17 protein-coding genes and 1 pseudogene are annotated in these 21,011 nt (G+C 30.9%); 17 read left to right on the top strand and 1 reads right to left on the bottom strand.

Going from position 1 to position 21,011, the window contains the following annotated elements:
* The first annotated feature begins 3 nt into the window (after positions 1–3).
* The 10 genes from HYG84_RS02510 (at position 4) to HYG84_RS02465 (ending at position 11,206) form a co-directional block, all read left to right on the top strand.
* Positions 4–222 carry a DUF1653 domain-containing protein gene (locus HYG84_RS02510; RefSeq protein ID WP_212380528.1) on the top strand — a complete coding sequence of 73 codons (219 nt, stop codon included), beginning with the start codon at positions 4–6 and terminating at the stop codon, positions 220–222.
* Between the two features lie 295 nt (positions 223–517).
* Positions 518–1,183 carry a Crp/Fnr family transcriptional regulator gene (locus HYG84_RS02505; protein WP_212380526.1) on the top strand — a complete coding sequence of 222 codons (666 nt, stop codon included), beginning with the start codon at positions 518–520 and terminating at the stop codon, positions 1,181–1,183.
* A 50-nt stretch (positions 1,184–1,233) separates the two neighbouring features.
* Complete coding sequence (locus tag HYG84_RS02500; protein ID WP_212380524.1) at positions 1,234–2,262, top strand: BMP family lipoprotein; 1,029 nt, start codon at positions 1,234–1,236, stop codon at positions 2,260–2,262.
* A 69-nt stretch (positions 2,263–2,331) separates the two neighbouring features.
* Positions 2,332–3,867: an ABC transporter ATP-binding protein gene (locus HYG84_RS02495; RefSeq protein ID WP_212380522.1), complete on the top strand. Its 1,536-nt coding sequence runs from the start codon at positions 2,332–2,334 to the stop codon at positions 3,865–3,867.
* Positions 3,867–4,919, top strand: a complete 1,053-nt coding sequence (locus HYG84_RS02490) for an ABC transporter permease (RefSeq protein ID WP_212380520.1) — start codon at positions 3,867–3,869, stop codon at positions 4,917–4,919. Before HYG84_RS02495 ends, HYG84_RS02490 begins: the two co-directional genes overlap by 1 nt.
* A gap of 5 nt (positions 4,920–4,924) precedes the next feature.
* Complete coding sequence (locus HYG84_RS02485; protein WP_212380518.1) at positions 4,925–5,836, top strand: ABC transporter permease; 912 nt, start codon at positions 4,925–4,927, stop codon at positions 5,834–5,836.
* Positions 5,826–7,142 (top strand): FAD-dependent oxidoreductase, encoded by a 1,317-nt coding sequence (locus tag HYG84_RS02480; RefSeq protein ID WP_212380516.1) that lies wholly within the window; start codon positions 5,826–5,828, stop codon positions 7,140–7,142. The genes HYG84_RS02485 and HYG84_RS02480 overlap by 11 nt, the downstream gene beginning before the upstream one ends.
* A gap of 1 nt (position 7,143) precedes the next feature.
* Positions 7,144–7,878 (top strand): nucleoside phosphorylase, encoded by a 735-nt coding sequence (locus HYG84_RS02475; RefSeq protein ID WP_212380514.1) that lies wholly within the window; start codon positions 7,144–7,146, stop codon positions 7,876–7,878.
* Between the two features lie 332 nt (positions 7,879–8,210).
* Positions 8,211–9,491 (top strand): beta-N-acetylhexosaminidase, encoded by a 1,281-nt coding sequence (gene nagZ / locus HYG84_RS02470; protein ID WP_212380512.1) that lies wholly within the window; start codon positions 8,211–8,213, stop codon positions 9,489–9,491.
* Positions 9,492–9,892: 401 nt separating this feature from the next.
* On the top strand, positions 9,893–11,206 hold the full coding sequence (locus HYG84_RS02465; RefSeq protein ID WP_212380510.1) for a Na+/H+ antiporter family protein: 1,314 nt from the start codon (positions 9,893–9,895) through the stop codon (positions 11,204–11,206).
* 167 nt (positions 11,207–11,373) lie between these two features.
* On the opposite strand, the gene HYG84_RS02460 is transcribed toward HYG84_RS02465, so the two are convergent.
* The gene (locus tag HYG84_RS02460; protein ID WP_212380508.1) at positions 11,374–13,011 is read right to left on the bottom strand and encodes an MBL fold metallo-hydrolase RNA specificity domain-containing protein; all 1,638 of its coding nucleotides are present in this window, start codon (positions 13,009–13,011) and stop codon (positions 11,374–11,376) included.
* 197 nt (positions 13,012–13,208) lie between these two features.
* On the opposite strand from HYG84_RS02460, the gene HYG84_RS02455 reads away from it, so the two are divergent.
* The 7 genes and pseudogenes from HYG84_RS02455 (at position 13,209) to HYG84_RS02425 (ending at position 20,953) form a co-directional block, all read left to right on the top strand.
* Positions 13,209–15,248: a methyl-accepting chemotaxis protein gene (locus HYG84_RS02455; protein ID WP_212380506.1), complete on the top strand. Its 2,040-nt coding sequence runs from the start codon at positions 13,209–13,211 to the stop codon at positions 15,246–15,248.
* A 6-nt stretch (positions 15,249–15,254) separates the two neighbouring features.
* Positions 15,255–15,734, top strand: a complete 480-nt coding sequence (locus HYG84_RS02450) for a DUF418 domain-containing protein (RefSeq protein WP_212380504.1) — start codon at positions 15,255–15,257, stop codon at positions 15,732–15,734.
* Between the two features lie 31 nt (positions 15,735–15,765).
* A pseudogene (locus tag HYG84_RS02445) lies at positions 15,766–16,263 on the top strand (prolyl-tRNA synthetase associated domain-containing protein).
* A 49-nt stretch (positions 16,264–16,312) separates the two neighbouring features.
* Positions 16,313–16,996 carry a response regulator transcription factor gene (locus HYG84_RS02440; protein ID WP_330655555.1) on the top strand — a complete coding sequence of 228 codons (684 nt, stop codon included), beginning with the start codon at positions 16,313–16,315 and terminating at the stop codon, positions 16,994–16,996.
* Between the two features lie 28 nt (positions 16,997–17,024).
* A complete protein-coding gene (locus HYG84_RS02435; protein WP_212380500.1) occupies positions 17,025–18,077 on the top strand; it encodes a sensor histidine kinase in 1,053 nt (350 codons plus the stop codon).
* Between the two features lie 181 nt (positions 18,078–18,258).
* On the top strand, positions 18,259–19,026 hold the full coding sequence (locus HYG84_RS02430; protein WP_212380498.1) for an ABC transporter ATP-binding protein: 768 nt from the start codon (positions 18,259–18,261) through the stop codon (positions 19,024–19,026).
* Complete coding sequence (locus HYG84_RS02425) at positions 19,013–20,953, top strand: ABC transporter permease (protein ID WP_212380496.1); 1,941 nt, start codon at positions 19,013–19,015, stop codon at positions 20,951–20,953. The genes HYG84_RS02430 and HYG84_RS02425 overlap by 14 nt, the downstream gene beginning before the upstream one ends.
* Positions 20,954–21,011: the final 58 nt, after the last annotated feature.

Here is a 21,011-nt window from a genome sequence, read left to right as displayed (position 1 = left end):
AATATGAAAAGAAATATAAAGATAGGCAAGAAATATAGACATTTCAAAGGGAATGAATATTTAGTATTGCATTTAGCAAAGCATTCTGAAACACTAGAAGATATTGTTGTTTACCAGCCACTTTATGGTGAGATGGGTATATGGGTAAGACCTCTAGATATGTTTCTAGATCAGGTTGAAGTAAATGGAATATTAGTAAATAGATTTGAAGAATGTGAATAGTATTTAATATAAAATATGGAGTTATAAATATAGAGTTAAAGGTTATATATTCTGATATTGAAAAGGTTAGTGATAAGATTAATTTCAGCAGAAAACATTGTATTTATAGGGTTAAAAATAGTACAAAGAAAAGTTGATAAAAAAAAGGGAAAATTGGATTGAATATAGAAATAATAAAGAGACAAAATTTGCATATATACATTATAATATTACATTAGAAAATTCTTTTAATTAGAGGACATATGTCCTTAATCAAAAGAATTTTTTAATGCAAAATAGAGTTAGGAGAATGAAAATGAAAGAAGCAGCGAACAGTAAAGATAAAGAGATTTTAAAGTATGTATATAAATATCCTAATTTACAGGATTGGAAGATATTACATTACCATAAAAATGAAGTTATATGTTATCAGGGAGATATATATCCTTATTTTTATGTCATATTAAATGGACGAACAAATATATATCATACTTCAGAAAAAGGTAAGAGTTACTCTCAAAGTGTTTACAAAGAGGGAAATTATTTTGGTGAATTAGAGATATTTGATTTAAGACCATATGTATGTCAAATTGAAGCTTTAGAAGATACTACAGTAATGAGGCTAGAAAGGCAATTTTTCTTAAAATGGGTAGAAGAGGATAAAGAAATCAATCTATATATTTTACGATCAATCTGCGAAAATTTCTATAATTTATCCGAAAAAGCCATCAATGATACCCTTTATTCATTGAAATACAGAGTATGTCTATATTTATTAGAGTCTTGGGAAAAAAATTACAAATATGAAGTTGAAATTAGCAAGAAATATTTAAGTGAAAAATTTGTAGTTACGCAACGAAGTGTTAATCGAGTATTAAAAGAGCTTGCTGAAAAAAAGTTAATAGTTAATAGGGAAAACACCATTCAAATATTAGATGTTAAAGGAATTAAGTTAGAAATAGAACTTGAAAAAATGCTCTAATTTTAATTTGTGTGCTTTAAAAAATTAATATATGAAGGAGGACGTTTTAAATGAAAAATAAGATAGTTAAAGTAATAAGCCTACTTATGGTGGCTATGCTTGTATTTGTAGGATGTTCAAGCAAACCGGCTAGCAATGAAGGTAATAACAATGAAGGTAATGTAACTAAAGAATCAAAGGTAAAGGTAGGATTAGTAGTTTCAGGTGGATTAGGAGATAGATCATTCTACGATTCAAGTAATGAAGGCCTAGAGTTGGCAAAAAAAGATTTAGGTGTTGAAGGCAAAGTATTAGAATGTAAAAATGACCTTTCTTTATTATCAGACCAATTAGTACAAGCTTCAAATTATGGCGATATTATAGTTGTTGTTGGCTTTGAATTCTATGAAGTAATTCAAGAGATTGCGCCACAATTTCCTACAAAAACATATGTATATGTAGATAATGCTATTACAGGAGTAGATAATATTGTGTCTATACAATATAAAGAAAATGAAGGTTCTTTCTTGGCTGGAGCTCTAGCTGCAATGTTAAGTGAGACAGGACATATTGGTATGGTTGGTGGTGTAGATCTTCCTGTTATTAGAAACTTCCAAGTCGGATATGAAGAAGGAGCGAAATATATTAACTCTGATATTAAAGCAGATGTTATTTTCGCAGGGGATTTCGAAGATCCAACAAAGGGAAAAGAATCTGCAATAGCTATATATAATAAGGGAGCAGATATTGTATTCCATGCTGCAGGAAAGACTGGTGAAGGTGTGTTTGAAGCTGGGAAAGACCTTGGTAAGTTCGCTATTGGTGTTGACTCTGACCAAAGATATATTAACCCAGATGTTATTATGTATAGCATGATTAAAAATGTGGGACTATCTGTTTATGAAACAATTGAGAATATAGGAAATGGATCTGTAAAGGGTGGAGAAATATTAACCTATGGAATTAAAGAAAATGGTATAGGAATTGGGTATGGTACAAATGATATGAAACAATTTGTTAATGATGAAATGAAAGCTAAGTTAGAAGAAATTACAGAAAAAATAATTAGTGGAGAAATAAAGGTAACAGAAGCCAGATAAGATAATTTATAACGAAGAAGTCTGAAGGCTTCTTCGTTTTTCATACATAGATTGATAAGGAGGGAGCATATGGCAGAAACTGTAATAGAATTAAAAAATATTACTAAACAATTTCCAGGAGTGCTGGCAAATGATAATATATCCCTAGAAATTAATAAAGGTGAAGTATTTGCCATCGTAGGAGAAAATGGGGCTGGAAAATCAACATTGATGAAAATTATGTATGGTCTTTATAAACCTACTGCTGGTGAAGTATACATTAAGGGAGAAAAAATACAGAATTTTAATCCAAAAACTGCTATAGATAAAGGAGTGGGAATGGTTCATCAGCACTTTATGCTAGTTCCATCCTTTACAATAGCGCAAAATGTTGTATTAGGTATGGAAATAAGAAAAAAGAATATTTTTGTTGATGAAAAAAAAGCTATTGAAAACACTAAAAAGATTAGTGAGGAATATGGACTTAAAGTAGACCCTAAACTTCCTGTAGAGATGGTATCAGTTGGTATTCAGCAAAGAGTTGAAATATTAAAAACCCTATACAGAGGTGCAGATGTGCTTATATTAGACGAGCCTACTGCTGTACTTACACCCCAGGAAACTGAAGAATTATTTGTTGTAATTAGACGATTAGTAAAAGAGATGGGTAAAACCGTAATAATAATTACTCATAAGCTAAATGAGGTTCTTGCTATATCTAATAGAGTAGCAGTTATGAGGGCAGGTAAGCTTATAGGAATTAAAAATACTAATGAGGTTGATGAAAAGATTTTATCTGAAATGATGGTAGGGAAAGAAGTTTTATTCGATAAACTACACAAGGAAAATAAACAGGGAGAAGTGCTTGTACAAGTTGATAATTTAAAAGCTAAGGATAAAAGAGGGTTTATGGCTTTAAATGGAGTTTCATTTCAAGTAAAAGCTGGTGAAATTCTCGGAGTTGCAGGGATAGAAGGAAATGGACAAACGGAGCTAATAGAAGCTATAAGTGGTATGACTCCTATAGAAGGCGGAAGGGTGGAAATATTAAATACAGATACTACTAAATTCAATACTAATCAAATTAGAAATATAGGGGTTTCTCATATAGCTGAAGATAGAATGTCTACTGGTTTAAATGGAAAAGGTTCTATTATGGAAAATATGCTTATGGGTAAACAGCATACTGAGCCATTTGCAAAGAAAGGTATACATCTTAAATCTGATATTGTAAGAAACTTTTCAAAGAAACTTATAGATAAGTTTGATGTAAGAACAGCCAGTGAAAATGTAAAAGTAGAAAATCTATCTGGAGGAAATATGCAAAAAGTAGTCATTGCTAGGGAGTTTTCTTTTGATTCTAAAGTATTATTGATATCCCAACCAACTAGGGGAGTAGACATAGGTGCTATAGAATTTATACATGAGGAAATTATAAAAAAACGAAATGAAGGCTGTGCAGTATTGCTAGTATCTGCAGAGTTAGATGAAATATTTAGATTATCAGATAGAATTATAACTATGTATGAAGGAAAAATTACAGGAGAGTTTAATACCGATGAAATAGATAAAAGTGATATAGGCTATTATATGACTGGAAATAGATCGAAAGAGGTGAATTCCTAATGAATAAATTTAAGTTAGATGGTGAATATATTTTGTCTATAACAGCTTCTATATTATTAGCACTAATATTAGGGGGTATCATTATGATTTTTAATGGTAAAAACCCTATTCAAGGCTATGGTGCACTTATTACTGGAGCATTTGGTAGTAAATATGCATTGGCGACTACCTTTACAAAAACAGTACCTCTTATTTTAACTGGTCTTGCTACGGCTATAGCATTTATGACGGGGATTTTCAATATTGGAGGTGAGGGTCAACTATATCTTGGTGCCTTTGCTGCAACATACATAGGATTTACATTTAAAGGTTTACCTGTATCCCTAGGTGTTATCTTAGCCACAATATGTGCTGCTATTGCTGGTGCTGCTTTAAGCTACATACCCGCTATACTTAAAGTTAAATTTAAAATTGATGAAGTAATTGTGTGTGTTATGCTTAACAGTATTGCTATGCTATTTACTGGATATTTAGTTAATTATCCTTTTAAGGCAACAGATGGTAGTATGGGAGGCTCAAACCTTATTGCGGATCAGTATAAATTCTCAAAGCTTATGGATGTGTCAAAGCTTAACACTAGTATTATTTATACAGCTATGATTGCCATATTTATTTATTATTTAATTAAGAAAACTTCCTATGGCTATGATTTTAAAATGATCGGAGAGAATAACCTATTTGCTAAGTATATGGGTCTTGCTACAGAAAAGTATATGATAGTAGCAATGTTAATCTCGGGTGCACTATGTGGTATAGCAGGAGCCTTTGAAGTGTATGGACTTCACTATAGATTTTTACCAAATCTTTCAAAAGGATATGCCTTTGACGGAATGTTAATAGCTTTAATTGTAAAAAACAATCCTTTAGGAATTATTATTATGTCCATATTTTTTGCCGCTTTAAAAACAGGTTCTGTAGTAATGGAATTGGAAACTGGTATATCATCCGAGCTTGTAGCAGTTATCCAAGCACTTATTATTTTATTTATGGCAGGTGAAACTGGATTTAAGGAATTTTTCAAAAGAAAAAATCTTAGTAAGAAAGGGGCATAGACTATATGAAAGATATTTTTAACTTATCTTTATTGCAAAACATGATAAGGACGGCTACACCACTTATATTAGCCGCATTGGGAGGGCTATTAACCATGCAGTCTGGTATTTTAAATATAGGGATGGAAGGAATGATTCTTCTTGGTGCCTTCTTTGCTGTTGTTGGGAGTTATTTCTTTGCCAGTTCTGCAATGGGAGTAGGCTTAGCGGTTATTTCAGGAATTTTAATAGGGCTTTTATTTGGTATATTTGTTATAGAGCTAAAATCTGACGAGTTTGTTATAGGGGTTGCTATTAATATATTAGGTGCTGGCCTTACTGTATTTTTACTTAGAACAATTTTTGGTGTAAAGGGAGCATTTTCATCTCCAGATATTATTCCACTACCAGACATAAACATAGGTTTTTTAGCAAAGTTTCCGGTTTTAGATGCAATATTTAATAATCACTCAATTTTCGTTTATATAAGCTGGATATTAGTAATATTAGTTTACATATTTTTATTTAAGACACCTATGGGATATTGGCTTAGAGCATCTGGTGAAAGCCCAGCGGCTTTAGAGACAGCAGGAGTTAGCCCTAAGAAAATGAAATATATTAGTTCTATACTCTGTGGAATACTTTGCGGATTTGCTGGAGCCCATTTATCTCTTGGATATTTGACCCTATTTACTGAAAACATGAGTGCTAACAAAGGCTTTATAGCACTTTCTGTTATTATATTTGGTTCTTCTCATCCAATAAAAGCTTTTTTTGCAGCCCTATTGTTTGGATTTTTTGATGCTCTTGGCATTAGACTTCAAAGTGTTGGAATACCGTCACAATTTACTCAAATGATCCCATATATAGCGACAATTGTTGTATTATTTATAGTATCTCAAAAAACATTCCAAAGGAGAAAAAGCAGTGAAGTATGATGCAGTAGTAATAGGATCGGGAATAGCAGGAATAACCTTTGCAAGAACTTATAACAAATATGGGAAAAAGATCGCTATAGTGGAAAAATCAAGATTAGGTGGGACAGCTATTTCTACAGGTTGTCTGCCTGTAAAGGTACATAAAGATAATTTATTAGACTTTTTAAAGAGTAAAAAAGTTGTAAAATCCTATGGAGTAGATTTAAATATTAATTTAAATGATGTATATAAAAGAGGTCGCGAAAAAATATTAGGTCTGCAAGCCTGTATAGAGGATGAATTAGAAGGAATAGATTTATATTTTGGAGATGGTGAATTTTTAGATAGAAATACATTTAAAGTAGGAGAAGAACATTTGCTTTCTGAAATTTTTGTACTCGCCACAGGTACATCTCCAGTTGTACTTAAAAATTGTAAAAGAGCAATTAGTCATAAGGAATTAATAGATCTAGAAAATTTACCTCAAGAATTATTAATAGTAGGTGGCGGGGTAGAAGCTGTAGAAATTGCAGATATATATTCTTCCTACGGGGTAAAGATAGATATGGTCTTTCGTGAAGTAGATATTCTACAGGATTCAGATACAGACTTAAAGAATAGCTTGGTAGAAAGACTTAGAACTAAAAATGTTAATTTTTACTGTGAAGATGATATTACAGACGCTTTGGAAGATGGAGATAAGATAAAGGCTATAACTGCTAAAGGGAATATTATAAAAGCAGATTATTTATTATACACTTCCATTAGAAAGCTAAATAAGATAAACGGTCTAGAGGATTTAGCGATAATCTGTGATGAAAATAAAATCCATGTAGACAATAACTTAAAAACTTCTGTAGAAAATATTTATGCTATTGGCGATGTTAATGGTATGCTAGGTATGGCCCATGTTGCATATAATCAAGGGCTATCTTTAGCAAAATATCTATGTACAGGAAAAGAAATTAATAAAAACTATAGCTCACTTCCTAGAAGTATATTTACTCTACAGGAAATATCTGGTATAGGAAAAAATGAAAATGATTTAAAAACTGAAGATTATAAGGTTTCAAAGGTTAATTTAAGAAATTTATATAGGGGTTATGCCAAAGAGTTAGATGGTTTTGCTAAGTTGATATACCGTGATAATGAATTGTTAGGATATTGGATTGTAAGTGATAATTCTAGCGATTTAATGGCAGATAGTGCATTATGGTTTGATGGAGGATGTACTTTAGAAAAAATATCCCAATCTTTATTTATTAATCCTAGCCTATTGGAAGTATTGCCTGAATTATATTTAAAAAGTATTAAGGGAGATGAATGATATGTTACAACCTCATATACGATGCAGTAAAGAAGATGTTTCAACTATGGTCATTATGCCAGGAGATCCTAAAAGAGTAGACAAAATAGCTACTTTTCTAGAAGAAGTAAGAGAAGTTAGCTACAATAGAGAGTTTAAGACTATAACCGGATATTATAGGGGAGTAAAAGTTACTGCCACATCAACGGGAATAGGTGGGGCTTCTGCAGCTATTGCTATAGAGGAGCATTGTGCTATAGGAGCTAAATATATAATTAGAGTTGGAAGCTGTGGAGCTCTTCAAAGGAATATTAATATTGGGGATCTTATTATTCCTATATCTGCTGTTAGGGATGAAGGAGCATCTAAAATGTATGTTGAATCTACTTATCCTGCATCCTGTGACTTAGAATTAATCAGCATTATGGTGAAGAAGGCAAAGGAATTGAATTATAAGTTTCATAGTGGAATAGTTAGAAGTCATGATTCCTTTTACATAGATGATTGTGAGGAACTATCGAAATATTGGAGTAGGAAACAAGTATTAGGGTCAGATATGGAAACTGCAACCCTATTTACCCTAGGAAATTTAAGAGGTATTAAGGTCGCAAGTATATTGAACAATGTTGTGTTATTTGAGGAAAGTACTAAGGATAGTATTAATAATTTAGTTGATGAAGGTAGTGAGGAAATGAAGGGTGAGGAAAACGAGATTATTTTAGCCCTAGAAACCTTCTATGAAATTTCAAAACTGTAGCTTAATATTTTAAAGCCCTTAGATTTACCTTTGCCAATTTTATGGATAAGGATAAATCTGAGGGCGTTTTTTATCATTATTAATAGTAAATTTCTTAATGAAATTTTAATTTTTTATTTGAATTTTTAGTGTATTGTAAGTATAATAGGGTGTTCTGATATAATGCAATAAAAAAACTTATTTTTACCATTTATCGTCAATATTATTAACAGTAAATTAGTTAGCTATAAACTAAGAATCAGTTCAGAGGAGTTTTTACTCCGACAGAACGCAAAGTCATCGGATAAATATTTATGAAAGACTACACGATACTTGAATTAGAGGGGATAAAAATGATTAATAAAAAAGCTGTTCTGACATCTGTACTTGCGATGACAATAGTTTTATCAATTGGTTGCACCAGTATAAACACACCAATAGAAGCTGGAAATAACGATAATCCAAAGCAAGTAGAAGAAAATAATGAAGAGGAAGAGAAAATAATGGAAAGCCATAATCAAGAGAAAGAAGAGCCTATAGATCAAGTAGGATTGCGAATAGAAGAAATGACATTAGACGAAAAAATTGGACAATTAGTTTTAGTAGGTATGGATGGCTATGATGTAAATGATAATATAAAGGAACTTATACAATCTTACCATGTAGGTGGAATAATATTGTATAGGAAAAATGTGAAGGATAGCAATCAGCTATTATCTTTAATAAACTCTTTAAAAAGTAGCAATTCTTCTAATAAAGCGCCTTTGTTTATTTCAGTAGATGAGGAAGGTGGATCTGTCAGCAGAAATCCTAATGAGGTTAAAAAACTTCCTACAGCAAGAAGCATAGGTAAAACAAAGGATAGTAGTTTAGCCTTTGAAGCTGGTAGATTATTAGGGCAGACAGTAAAAAAGTTTGGATATAATATGAATTTTGCACCTGTATTAGATATAGATAGTAATCCATTAAATCCTGTAATAGGGAATAGATCCTTTGGAGGTACAATAGAAGTTGTTTCAACTATGGGATTTGAAATGTTTAAGGGAATTAATGAGGAAGGTGTAATACCTGTAATTAAGCATTTTCCAGGGCATGGAGATACTAGTGTTGATTCACATATTGGACTACCAGTTGTAGATCATGATTTAAAAAGAATAATGGATTTTGAGATTGTACCATTTAAACACACTATAGATAATGGAGCAGATGTGGTTATGGTATCTCATATTCTTATGTCCCAGATAGATCCCGAGTACCCTGCTTCTATGTCTAGTATGGTTATTAACGACATATTAAGGGATAAGTTAAAATTTGAAGGTGTAGTTATTACAGATGATATGACGATGGGGGCTATAGAAAAGAATTATAACATAGGTGATGCAGCTGTTAGATCTATTAAAGCAGGGACAGACATAATTCTAGTAGGTCATAATTACGAAAAAGCGGTAACTGTGTTTAATGCAATAAAGGCAGGGATCGATATTGGTGTTATTTCAATAGATAGAATAGATGAAAGTGTATATAAAATATTAAAACTAAAGGAAAAGTATGGGCTGGAAGATTCAGTTATTGAGGATCTGAATGTTGAAGAAATTAATAGAGATATTGGTAAGTTAATAGAAAAGGTGAAGTAAAATTGTAAATACAATGCTACCTTTAAAGCTCAAAATAGAGATCTACACTATAAGGTGTAGATCTCTATTTTATTTTTTATAATTTAAGTAAGTATGATTTCTTATATTACTGCTTTAAAAAAATAAGGTAGTAATTTAAAATGTTAATTGCACATAATATAAATTATAAAATTATCCTTTTGACCAAGATAAATCTAGAATTTGGTATATAGACTATTGTTAATATGTATATTATAATAAAATTCAAACTATAACTAATTATGCATTATCAGTAGGGCGTAATGTTTATTTTGCCATAGTTAAACATTTCAGTTTAGAATATTAATGAAAGGATGTGAATAAATACACCATAAAAGCATGTATTAGTAATTATATCAAAAAGTAATAAGGAGGAGGAGAAAATGTTAACAAACCCAGTTATTTTATCTGTTCTTGTTATGTCAATTTTATGTTTACTAAAGTTAAACGTAATACTTTCTCTACTAATAGCAGCTTTAGTAGGTGGGTTAGCAGCAGGGATGCCTATTGCTGACACTATGAAAGTTTTAATAGGTGGTATGGGGGGGAATTCAGAAACAGCTCTGAGTTATATTCTGTTAGGAGCTTTGGCTGCCGCTATTCATACTACTGGTGTTGCAGAAATATTAGCAAAGAAAATTTCTGGCTGGGTTAAGGGAAAAGGAATTATCTTAGTAGGAATTATCGCAATAGTAAGTATATTCTCGCAAAACCTTATTCCTGTACACATTGCATTTATACCAATATTAATACCTCCATTGATTATGGTAATGAATAAGCTAAAAATAGATAGAAGAGCTGTTGCATGTGCATTAACATTTGGGTTAAAGGCTCCATATGTAGCACTCCCAGTTGGTTTTGGACTTATGTTTCATAACATTATAAGAGATGAGATGATTGCAAATGGAATGCCGGTAGTTACTGGCGATATATGGAGAGTAATGTGGTTACCAGGACTTTCTATGGTAATAGGCTTATTAATAGCAATTCTATTTACCTACAGAAAGCCTAGAGAATATGTAGACTTGGAAGGAGAAGTTGATAAGGGTACAAGTAAGGAAACAGAAGTTATAATTAAAATGAATAGAACTCATTGGGTTTCACTAATTGGAGCAGTATCAGCTCTAGTGATTCAAATAAAATTTGAATCACTACCTCTAGGTGCTATTGTAAGTCTAGCGATTATGGTTATATTTGGAGCTATTAGATGGAAGGATATTGATAGCATAATTAATAGCGGCATAGGTATGATGGGATTTATTGCATTTGTTATGCTTGCTGCTTCTGGTTATGGCGCAGTACTAAGAGAAACTGGAGGAGTCCAAGCTTTAGTAGAAGGTGCCGCAGGTCTTATGGGAGGAAGTAAGCTAATAGCTGCATCCATAATGGTTTTAGTTGGGCTTATTATAACAATAGGTATTGGAACCTCATTTGGTACTATTCCAATAATTGCTGCCATTTATGTTCCCTTAGCATCTATAATAGGATTTAGTATACCTGCAACTATTATATTAATTGGTACTGCTGCTGCATTAGGTGATGCAGGATCGCCAGCTTCTGACAGTACTCTAGGACCAACTGCAGGATTAAATGTGGATGGTAAGCACGATCACATTTGGGATACATGTGTGCCGACTTTTATTCACTACAATATACCATTACTAATCGCAGGTATTTTAGGAGCTATGATTTTTTAAATATATTTATCTTAATGTATATAATTAATCAGAAATGATTCTTAAAATATCATTAGTTAATATAACAATCAAAAATGCTCTTATGTGGCTTATTATTTATAATTTTGCCAGATAAGAGCATTATTTTGTTTAATACAGATTGTTTACATTACTTTAGCATATATTTATTACTTTCTACTGCCTAGTATCATACCTAAGTCTAAAAGTTCTCTTTGAAGATCTATGAGCTTATTCTTCAATGTATCATATTCTTTTTCTAATAAGCTATCATTTATAAATTTATTAGTTTGGGAAGAGAGATTCTCAAATTGGTCGTAGACTTCTTGTAGTTCCTTTTTAATATTTTCCTTTCTTTTAATCGGTTCTAATACCTCACCAGAGTAAGCTTTTAGCACTTCGTTTTCTATTTGGAACATATATCCCATATTAGGAATTGTAGTAGACATATCTAGCTTTTCTTCAATAAGTTTTGAAAGTGTATTTAATGAATCTTCTTCACCATGGACTAAAAATACTTTTTTAGGTTTTTTCTTAAAACCTCGTAGCCATTCTAAAATTCCAGGCTGATCTATATGACCAGAAAAGCCTTCAACGCTGTATATCTCAGATAGCACAGCTATTGTCTCTCCTAGTAGTTTTACAGACTTAGCACCATCTTTTAAAATACGTCCTAATGTTCCATTTGCCTGATAACCGACAAATACAACACTATTTTTAGCTTTCCATAAATTATGCTTTAGATGATGGCGTATTCTACCAGCTGTACACATTCCACTAGCGGATATGATAACTTTAGGAAAATCTGAATTGTTTAAAGCCATGGATTCCTTATGATCCCTAACAAAGTAAAGGTTTTCAAAGTCTAATGGATTATTGCCACTTAAAATAATATCTTTAGCTTTTTCATCAAAAGAATAGGAATTCTTTTTAAAAATTTGAGTGGCAGAAATAGCCATAGGACTATCTATATATATGGGAACTTTCATAAATGTATCTAGATCATTGTTATTTTCATAATATTGTTTTAGTTCATAAATTAATTCTTGAGTTCGTCCAACAGCAAATGAAGGGATGAGCACTGTTCCTCCCCTTAATACTGTTTTATTTATAATATCCGTAAGCTTTTCCATTCGCTTTTCCACATTTTCATGAACCCTATTACCGTAGGTAGATTCTAAAATAAGGTAGTCTGCATCTTCAACTATTTGTGGATCACGAATAAGAGGCTTATTTTTCATACCTAAATCTCCTGAGAATACTATTTTCACAGTATCTTTATCTTCCTCAATCCATATTTCAATTATTGAAGATCCTAATATATGCCCTGCATCACGGAAGCGTATAGATATTTCTTCATTTAATTTTATTTTTTGATCATATAGGGCAGATTCAAAATAGCGAAGGCTTAAAAGAGCATCTTCGATAGTATATAAGGGCTTAACTGGTGGCTTACCAGATCTTTTTGCTTTGCGATTTTCCCACTCTGTATCACTTTCTTGAATATGTGCACTATCTACTAGCATAATTTCACAAAGGTCTTTGGTTGCTTTAGTACAGAGGATTTTTCCCCTAAAGCCTTCTTTAACAAGCTTTGGGGTCCTCCCACTATGATCTATATGGGAATGACTTAGAAGCAGGAAGTCTATTTCAGATGGATTAAATGGAAAATCATCCTTATTTAAAGTTTCTAAATCCTCACTTCCTTGAAATAATCCACAGTCTAATAAAATATTATACTTATTTGATGTAATTAATATACTAGATCCAGTAACAACCTTTGCAGCTCCTAAAAATTGAATTTTCATAATTACACTCTCTCCTCTCTACCTAATATAATATATATCCCAAAAATAAGTTCTAAAATCACAATACAGGATAAAAAGCTTCTTGACCTCCTATGCCAATTTAAGCCAAAATGTCTATTTTTTTGCCCCTAAAGATGATATAATAAAGAAATATTATTAATATTCTAACATAAATAAAAGAGAAGGTGGTTGAGAAAATGACGGATATGAAAATGAGTATTAGGACAAAGATATTTTTAGTTGTTATACTTACTGTTAGCTTAGCCTTTTCAGTTGTTTCTGGAGTTATTTATACTAATACAGAAAATATTTTAGTAAATCATATTAAAAATGAGTTAGGGTATGCTAGAGAAAATATTGCGGTTAGAACCGTAGATGTTCTATCTACGGCAGAAAAAAATATTCATCAATTGAATATGAACCATTACATAAAAGATTTCTTGGAGCAAGACATGAATGAAGACACTATTTATACAGTTGATGGGTATAGAAGTCTTGTTAACACATTAAAACTCATAAAGGATAGCAATGAGGATTTATTGAATGTTTATGTTGGGGTTGGAAAGATTAATCATTTAATTACCTATGATGAATTTAAAACAGCATCAGACTATAGTACTAAGGATAGGGATTGGTATAAACAAGCAATTGCAAGTAATAATACTGTTATTACTGATCCATATATAGATGCTATAACTGGAGAATTGGTTCTTACTGTAAGCACTCCTATATATAGTAAAGATGGAAAGATTATTGCTGTTGCAGGGGTAGATATCACTCTAGATAGAATTTCACAAATTTTAAGCAGTTTTACTTATAACGAAAGTGGACATGCCATATTGTTAGATAGTCAGTCAAGATTTGTTTATCATAATAATAAAGATATGATACTGGAGAAAGATATTAATGATTTAGAAAACGGATGGGAGAATGTTTCAGAAGTTGTTTCAGCGGGAAATCCTTATGTGGATAAATTTATTATAGACGGAGAGGAAACTTACATATCTTACACACCAGTAGGCAATAGTAAGTGGGGTGCTATTCTTGTAGTACCAGTTAAAGAAGCAGAGGGAAGTCTAATATCATTCCGTAATATTTTTATTATTTCTATGTTTTCCGCTATTATTATATTATCGATTATGCTTTATGTATTAACAAAAAATATTTTAAAACAAATACCTACTCTTTTAGAATCCTACGAAAAGGCTAAAGAAGGAGATTTAACAGTTAGGGCTAAAACATTTTCAAATGATGAGATTAGCAAATTAGCAAGTGGCTTTAATCAAATGATAGAATCTCAACGAAATGTTATTACAAAAGTAGTAGATGAAACAAACAATATTATAGATGTGTTTAACAATGCAGAAAAAAATATTTACGAATTAAATGGAAGTATCGAAGAAGTATCTGCTACAACAGAGCAAATCTCAGCAGGTATGGAGCAGACAGCTGCATCCATGGAGGAGATGAGCGCAACTTCTATGGAGATTGAAAATGCTATACAAACTATGACAAGACAAGTAGAAGATGGACTTATATCTGCTAAGGAAATAAGTAATAGGGCCAATGAGCTAAAGCAAAATGCTATAACTTCTTCCAAAACAGCAAATGATATGTATGTAGGCACACAGGAAAAACTACTAAAAGCTATTTCGGATTCTAGAGCCATTGATGAAATAAGAGTGCTTTCGGATGCTATTTTAATGATAACATCACAAACTAATCTTTTAGCATTAAATGCAGCTATTGAAGCAGCTAGAGCTGGAGAGGCTGGAAAAGGATTTGCAGTAGTAGCTGATGAAATTAGAAAGCTTGCAGAAGACTCTGAAAAAGCCGTTACAGAGATTCAAGATACTACAGATGTAGTTTTAACTGCTGTTGATAATCTAGTAGAAAGCTCAAAGCAAATATTAGAGTTTATGGACGAACAGGTTATTAAAGACTATGGAGTTTTAGCAGAAACAGGAGAACAATATAGTAAAGATGCTGCCTATATTGAAGAATTATTATATAACTTTGATGTGACAGCAGAACATTTCTTACTATCTATCCAATCTATGTTGACAGCTATTAATGAGGTAACTATGGCTACTAATGAAGGTGCAGAAGGTACCACCAATATTGCCCAAAGAAACTCTGATGTTATGCATAGATCAAATGAAATTGTTAATCAAATTTGGGATATAAAAAAAGGTGCAGAAGGTTTATTGGAATCCATTTCTAAGTTTAGAGTATAATATTTAATGAAGAAAGACTCATTTGAAGTGGGTCTTTCTGTATTTTCATTGATATTATCATTTGTATTATTTATACCAATGGTTAATCTATATTTAAATTCAACAGACTATCAGCTTCAAAGTTCGTATTTCTTCGTTTGGTTAAGTGGCAAGACAATGGCTATCTTCTATATTTCCACAATATTATTGCTTCTTAGAAAAGAGAAATGTCAAAATATGTTGAAACCGTTTAGCTATGTTGGTAAAATGGCATTAACAAACTATATAGGGCAAACTATTTCTACTGCTGTTATTTTTTCTATATTATTTAAAAACACGGCAATAATTCCACTATGGGTAAGTGTTTTATACTGTCCACTGTTTTATATAATACAGATTAAGTTTAGTAAGTGGTGGCTTTCTAAGCATAGTACGGGGCCTTTAGAGTGGGTTTGGAGATATGCGACTTACTTCAAGAAGGATTATAAATTAGGAAAAAGCAATTAATAGAACAGATTTGTTTAGGAGGTAAATAATTATGGATACAAAAGAAAAAAAGGTATATGAAACTTTAGATATGTTAAACATTCCTTATGATAGATATACACATCCGGCCGTAAGTACTATTGCAGAAATAGAAGAATACGATATAAAGGGTGATAATATTGCCCATTGTAAAAACTTATTTTTACGTAATTCTAAGGGAGATAAACACTATTTAGTTGTAATTGAAAGTCATAAAAAGTCAAGCACTAAAGATTTAGCGAAGCAGATTGAAAGCACAAGATTAAGCTTTGCATCTCCAGAGAGAATGGAAAAATATTTAGGGCTTGAACCAGGTTCAGTTTGACCATTCGGACTAATTAATGATGAAAATAAAGAAGTAGAATTATTAATTGATAAGGATCTATCCACAAGGGAAAAGATTACATTTCATCCCAATATTAATACTGCCAGTGTAACTATAAGCTATGACGATTTTCAAAAATATGTTAAATGGTGTAGTAATAGCGTTAAATATGTCGAAGTTAAATAGTAAAAATATTAGTAAGGTTAAGGTTGTGAGATAGACTATGTATCATGTTATGATAGTAGAAGATGACAAAAAGATAGCTAGTTTAATTCAAAGTCATGTAGAGAGATATGGCTACAAGGCATATATAGTTGAAGATTATTCTAATATTAAGAGTGAGTTTATAAAACATAATCCCCATATTGTTTTAATGGATATTAACCTTCCATTTTATGATGGTTTTTATTGGTGTAGAGATATTAGAACTATTTCTAAGGCACCTATTATATTTATATCTGCAAGAAGTTCTGATATGGATCAAGTTATGGCAATTGAAAATGGCGGAGATGACTATATTACAAAGCCATTTTCCTATGATGTCTTAATTGCAAAAATTAAAAGTGCATTAAGACGAGTTTATGGGGAATATTCGGAGAACAATAATAGTGAGGTATATGAAGTAAAAGGCTTGTATCTAAACATTAATCAAAACACCTTAGAGTTTAATGAGATTAAAATAGAGCTAAGTAAAAAGGAATTTCTTTTAATACATTCTTTGCTTAAGAAGCCTAATACTATTATTTCAAGGGATGAACTTTTAGAAATATTATGGGATGATGTAGATTTTGTTGATGATAATACTTTATCTGTTAACATTACTAGGGTTAGAAAAAGATTAGAGGAACTAGGAATTAGGAATGCTATAGAGACAAAAAGGGGGCAGGGTTATTCCATTACAGTTAATTGGGATATTTAATAGAAAGCTCTCGAAAGCAGGTGTGTAGGTGAACTTTAAAAAATATTTAATGGATAAACTATTATATATTTTGTTCTTTTATATAAACATTATTGTTGTTATTTTAGTTATGCATTTAAGTTTAACAATTTCCTTGGGTCATTATCCAATAGAGAATATTAGTTATGCGTTTATTTTATCTACCGTATTTTTGATACTTTTTCTTATAATTGATTATAGTAGAAAGCGACCATTTTATAAGAGCTTAAACAACATTAAAAGTTCTAGTAATGGAATAGAAAATATGCTAGGAATAGGCGAAATACGTAGTAGAGAACATTTGATATATAGGGATATTTTGTTGAGTAATTATAAATACTATAAAGACTATCTGGATAAGTATGAGGAGAACCAAAGACAGTATATATATTTTACGAATCAGTGGGTGCATCAAATGAAAACTCCAGTATCCGTTATTAATTTACTTCTACAAGATAAAAATACTAAGAATTTTAATGAAGCTTTACAAAGTATAGAGGAAGAAAACCAAAAGCTCTCTCAGGGCCTTGAAATGATGCTGTATAACACTAGATTAAGCCAGTTTAATTTAGATTTTAAAGTAGAACAGGTTGATGTTTTAAATATAGTTCGAGAGGTTATTAATGAGAATAAAAGACTATTAATTAGGTATTATATTTTTCCTAAGTTAGAAGGCGAAAAGGAATTAATAGTTGAGACCGATAGGAAATGGCTTCGATTTGTTATTAATCAGATTTTAAATAATGCTATGAAATATTCAAAGGATATAAATAAGGATAATAAGTCAATTATAATTAAAGCAAAGAAAGAACATAATCGTTATATTATTTCCATTATGGATGAGGGTGTAGGTATTCCACAGCATGATTTAAGAAGGGTTTTTGACCCGTTTTTTACAGGAGAAAATGGCAGGAAATTTTCAGAATCTACGGGTATGGGAATGTATTTAGCTAAAAAAATATGTTCTAATTTAGGCCATCGCATTACTGTAGAATCTGAGGAAGGAAAATGGACACAGTTTTCTATAGTATTTTATAGTGGAGGAAGTATATTTAAAATGTAGTCTTTCAACTATTAAAAAGTTTCTTTCAAAATTGTAAGAATAATAATAAGTTGTGAAAGGGAAATCGATACTAGGATTTCTCTTATTTTTTTATAATATAAGAAGAAAGTAAGAGAGTGTAAGTTCCTTATAATCTAAAAATATATTTTATTATACTATAGAAAAAACGGAGGTAGAAACTATGTCAATCTTAAAGGTAGAAAACTTAACTAAGGTTTATGGAAATAAAAAGAGTGGTTTAACTGTTAAAGCATTAGACAAATTTAATATGTCTGTAGAGGATGGGGAGTTTGTAGGTGTAATGGGACCTTCCGGTAGTGGAAAAACTACACTTTTAAATATTCTTGCAACTATTGATACTCCTTCATCTGGAGAATTGTTTATTAATGGAACTAATCCTAGTAAGTTAAGAGAAAAGGAGTCAGCCTTATTTAGAAGAAGAGAGTTAGGATTTATATTTCAAGACTTTAACCTATTAGACACACTATCTATTAAGGAGAATATAATACTTCCTTTAGTGTTGGATAAGTTAAAGATTAAGGAGATTAATCAAAGAGTAATGGATATAGCTTCAATTTTAAATATTGTAGATATATTAGAAAAAAGACCCTATGAGGTATCAGGAGGACAGCAACAAAGGGCTGCTTGCGCAAGGGCATTAGTTCATAATCCTTCTATTATTTTAGCTGACGAGCCTACAGGAAATTTAGACTCAAAAGCTTCTAATGACGTTATGGAATCCTTAAGAAAATTAAATGAAACTAAAAAAGCTACTATCGCAATGGTAACCCACGATCCATTTGCTGCAAGCTTTTGCGACAGAATTATTATGATTAAAGATGGAAAGTTCTTTTTAGAGATAGTTAAGGGTTCAAATAGACAGGCATTTTTTAAGCAAATATTAGATTCTCTTTCAGTGTTAGGGGGTAACTATAATGACATTGCGTAGTATTGCTTACAAAAATCTGAAAGGTAACTTTCATAAATATGTAATGTATTATTTAAGTAATACATTAGTAGTTATGGTATTCTTTATTTTTGCCAACTTTATATTTAATCCTGCCGTAAGTGACATAAAGTATATGGGGACAAAGGGCGCTTTAGCTACTAATGCTCTAATAGTATGTGAATTTGTAATAATTGTATTTTCAATTTTCTTCACCTCCTATTCAAGCTCTAGTTTCTTAAAGTCTAGGGAAAAGGAATTTGGGCTTTTATCTATGTTCGGTATGACGAAATCTCAAGTTCGAAGATATGTTATATATGAAAATATGATAGTGTCATTAATATCTATTGCTACGGGTTTAGGTTTTGGTATTTTGTTTTCAAAGCTATTCTTCATGGCAATAAGTGCTATTATAGCATTAAATGTAGAAATTCCTTTTATCGTATCAATTAAAGCTCTAATTATTACTATATTTAGTTTTCTTTTATTATTTCAGGGAGTTAACTATATTAGTAGCTTTAGAATTAAAAATAATAATATTATAGAGTTATTAAAAGGTGCAAGAGTGCCAAAGCCAATTCCTAAGTTTTCTATTTTTAAAGCTATATTATCAATTTTATTAATAGGTTTAGGCTATGGAATGGCAGTATTTTCAGGAATGGCAATTATAGTAACTATGATTCCTATTGTTATTGTAACTGTGGCAGGAACCTACTTATTATTTACTCAGTTTAGTATACTAATAACTGAAAAGCTAAAGCAAAACAATAGCCTCTTTTACAATGGGGTAAATATGATAACCTTATCTCAGATCATATATAAATTAAAGGATAATGCTAAGGTTTTATTTATTGTAGCCGTATCAGGAGCTGTGGCATTGACAGCCTCAGGAACTGTTTATTCTTTACAACAAAGCTTTGCTTCAGGCTTCTTAAGTGAGAATCCTCACGATATAAGTATATTGGAAAAAGGTATTACATCTCATAATGTAATTGAGTTAGATAAAGTAGAGGAGATTGCTAAAAAGAATAATGAAGAAGTTAAATATAAAAATGAAATTGTGTTATTTGACGCAAAAAATAATGATATAAATCATTCTGCACATTCCTTTTATGTTATGTCTAATTCTGATTTTAATATTTTAGCCAAACAGCAGAGGAAAAAGAATATTGACTTAGATAGCAAAGAAGCCTTAGTTTATAAATATAAAGCTAAGACTATAGGATCAAATGTAAAAGATAACTTTATTGATGATAGCACATTAAACTTAAATGTTAATGATAATGTAGAATCTTATGATATAGTTAAAGAGATAAATGAGGGTGTTATTAATTTGAATTATAAAACACCTAATGTTATAGTTGTTAGTGATGAAGCATATAGTCAATTAAATAAATCTATTCCTGAAAATAAAAAAGTAGTATATTACAGTTATAATTTTAAAAACTGGAAGCAATCAACAAATACAGTGAATGAAATTGCTGAATTTATAGATGAAAAAGATATTGAGGCAAGACACTTTAAGGAAAGAATTACAAATTATAATGCCGTAATGGAAGAAACAACATTATTCCTATTTATTGGAGCTTTTATAGCTATATTGTTCTTTATTGCAACAGGAAGTATTATATACTTTAAATTATTTAATGAAATTCAAAAAGATAAGCAGGAGTTTATTTCCTTAAAGAAAATAGGTATGACAGATGGAGAAATGAAAAAAATTATAAATACCCAGACATTACTTGTATTTTTCCTACCATTTATTGTAGCAGTTATCCATGCTTTGTTTGCAATTAAAGCATTAAGTAATCTTTTAATGCAAAGTCTATATCTGTATTTATTTGTTATTGTAGCCATTTACTTTGTATTACAATTATCTTACTATATTTTTGCAAAGACCATGTATGCAAGACAAGTTAAAACGTTTTAGCTAACAATATAGCTTATATAAAGCACATAAAAACAACCTAGCGGATTATATCCAATAG

Origin of the sequence: Alkaliphilus sp. B6464, from assembly GCF_018141165.1 — a bacterium.
Classification (GTDB): Bacteria; Bacillota; Clostridia; order Peptostreptococcales; family Natronincolaceae; genus Alkaliphilus_B.
This window is presented reverse-complemented; position numbering and strand designations above follow the sequence as displayed.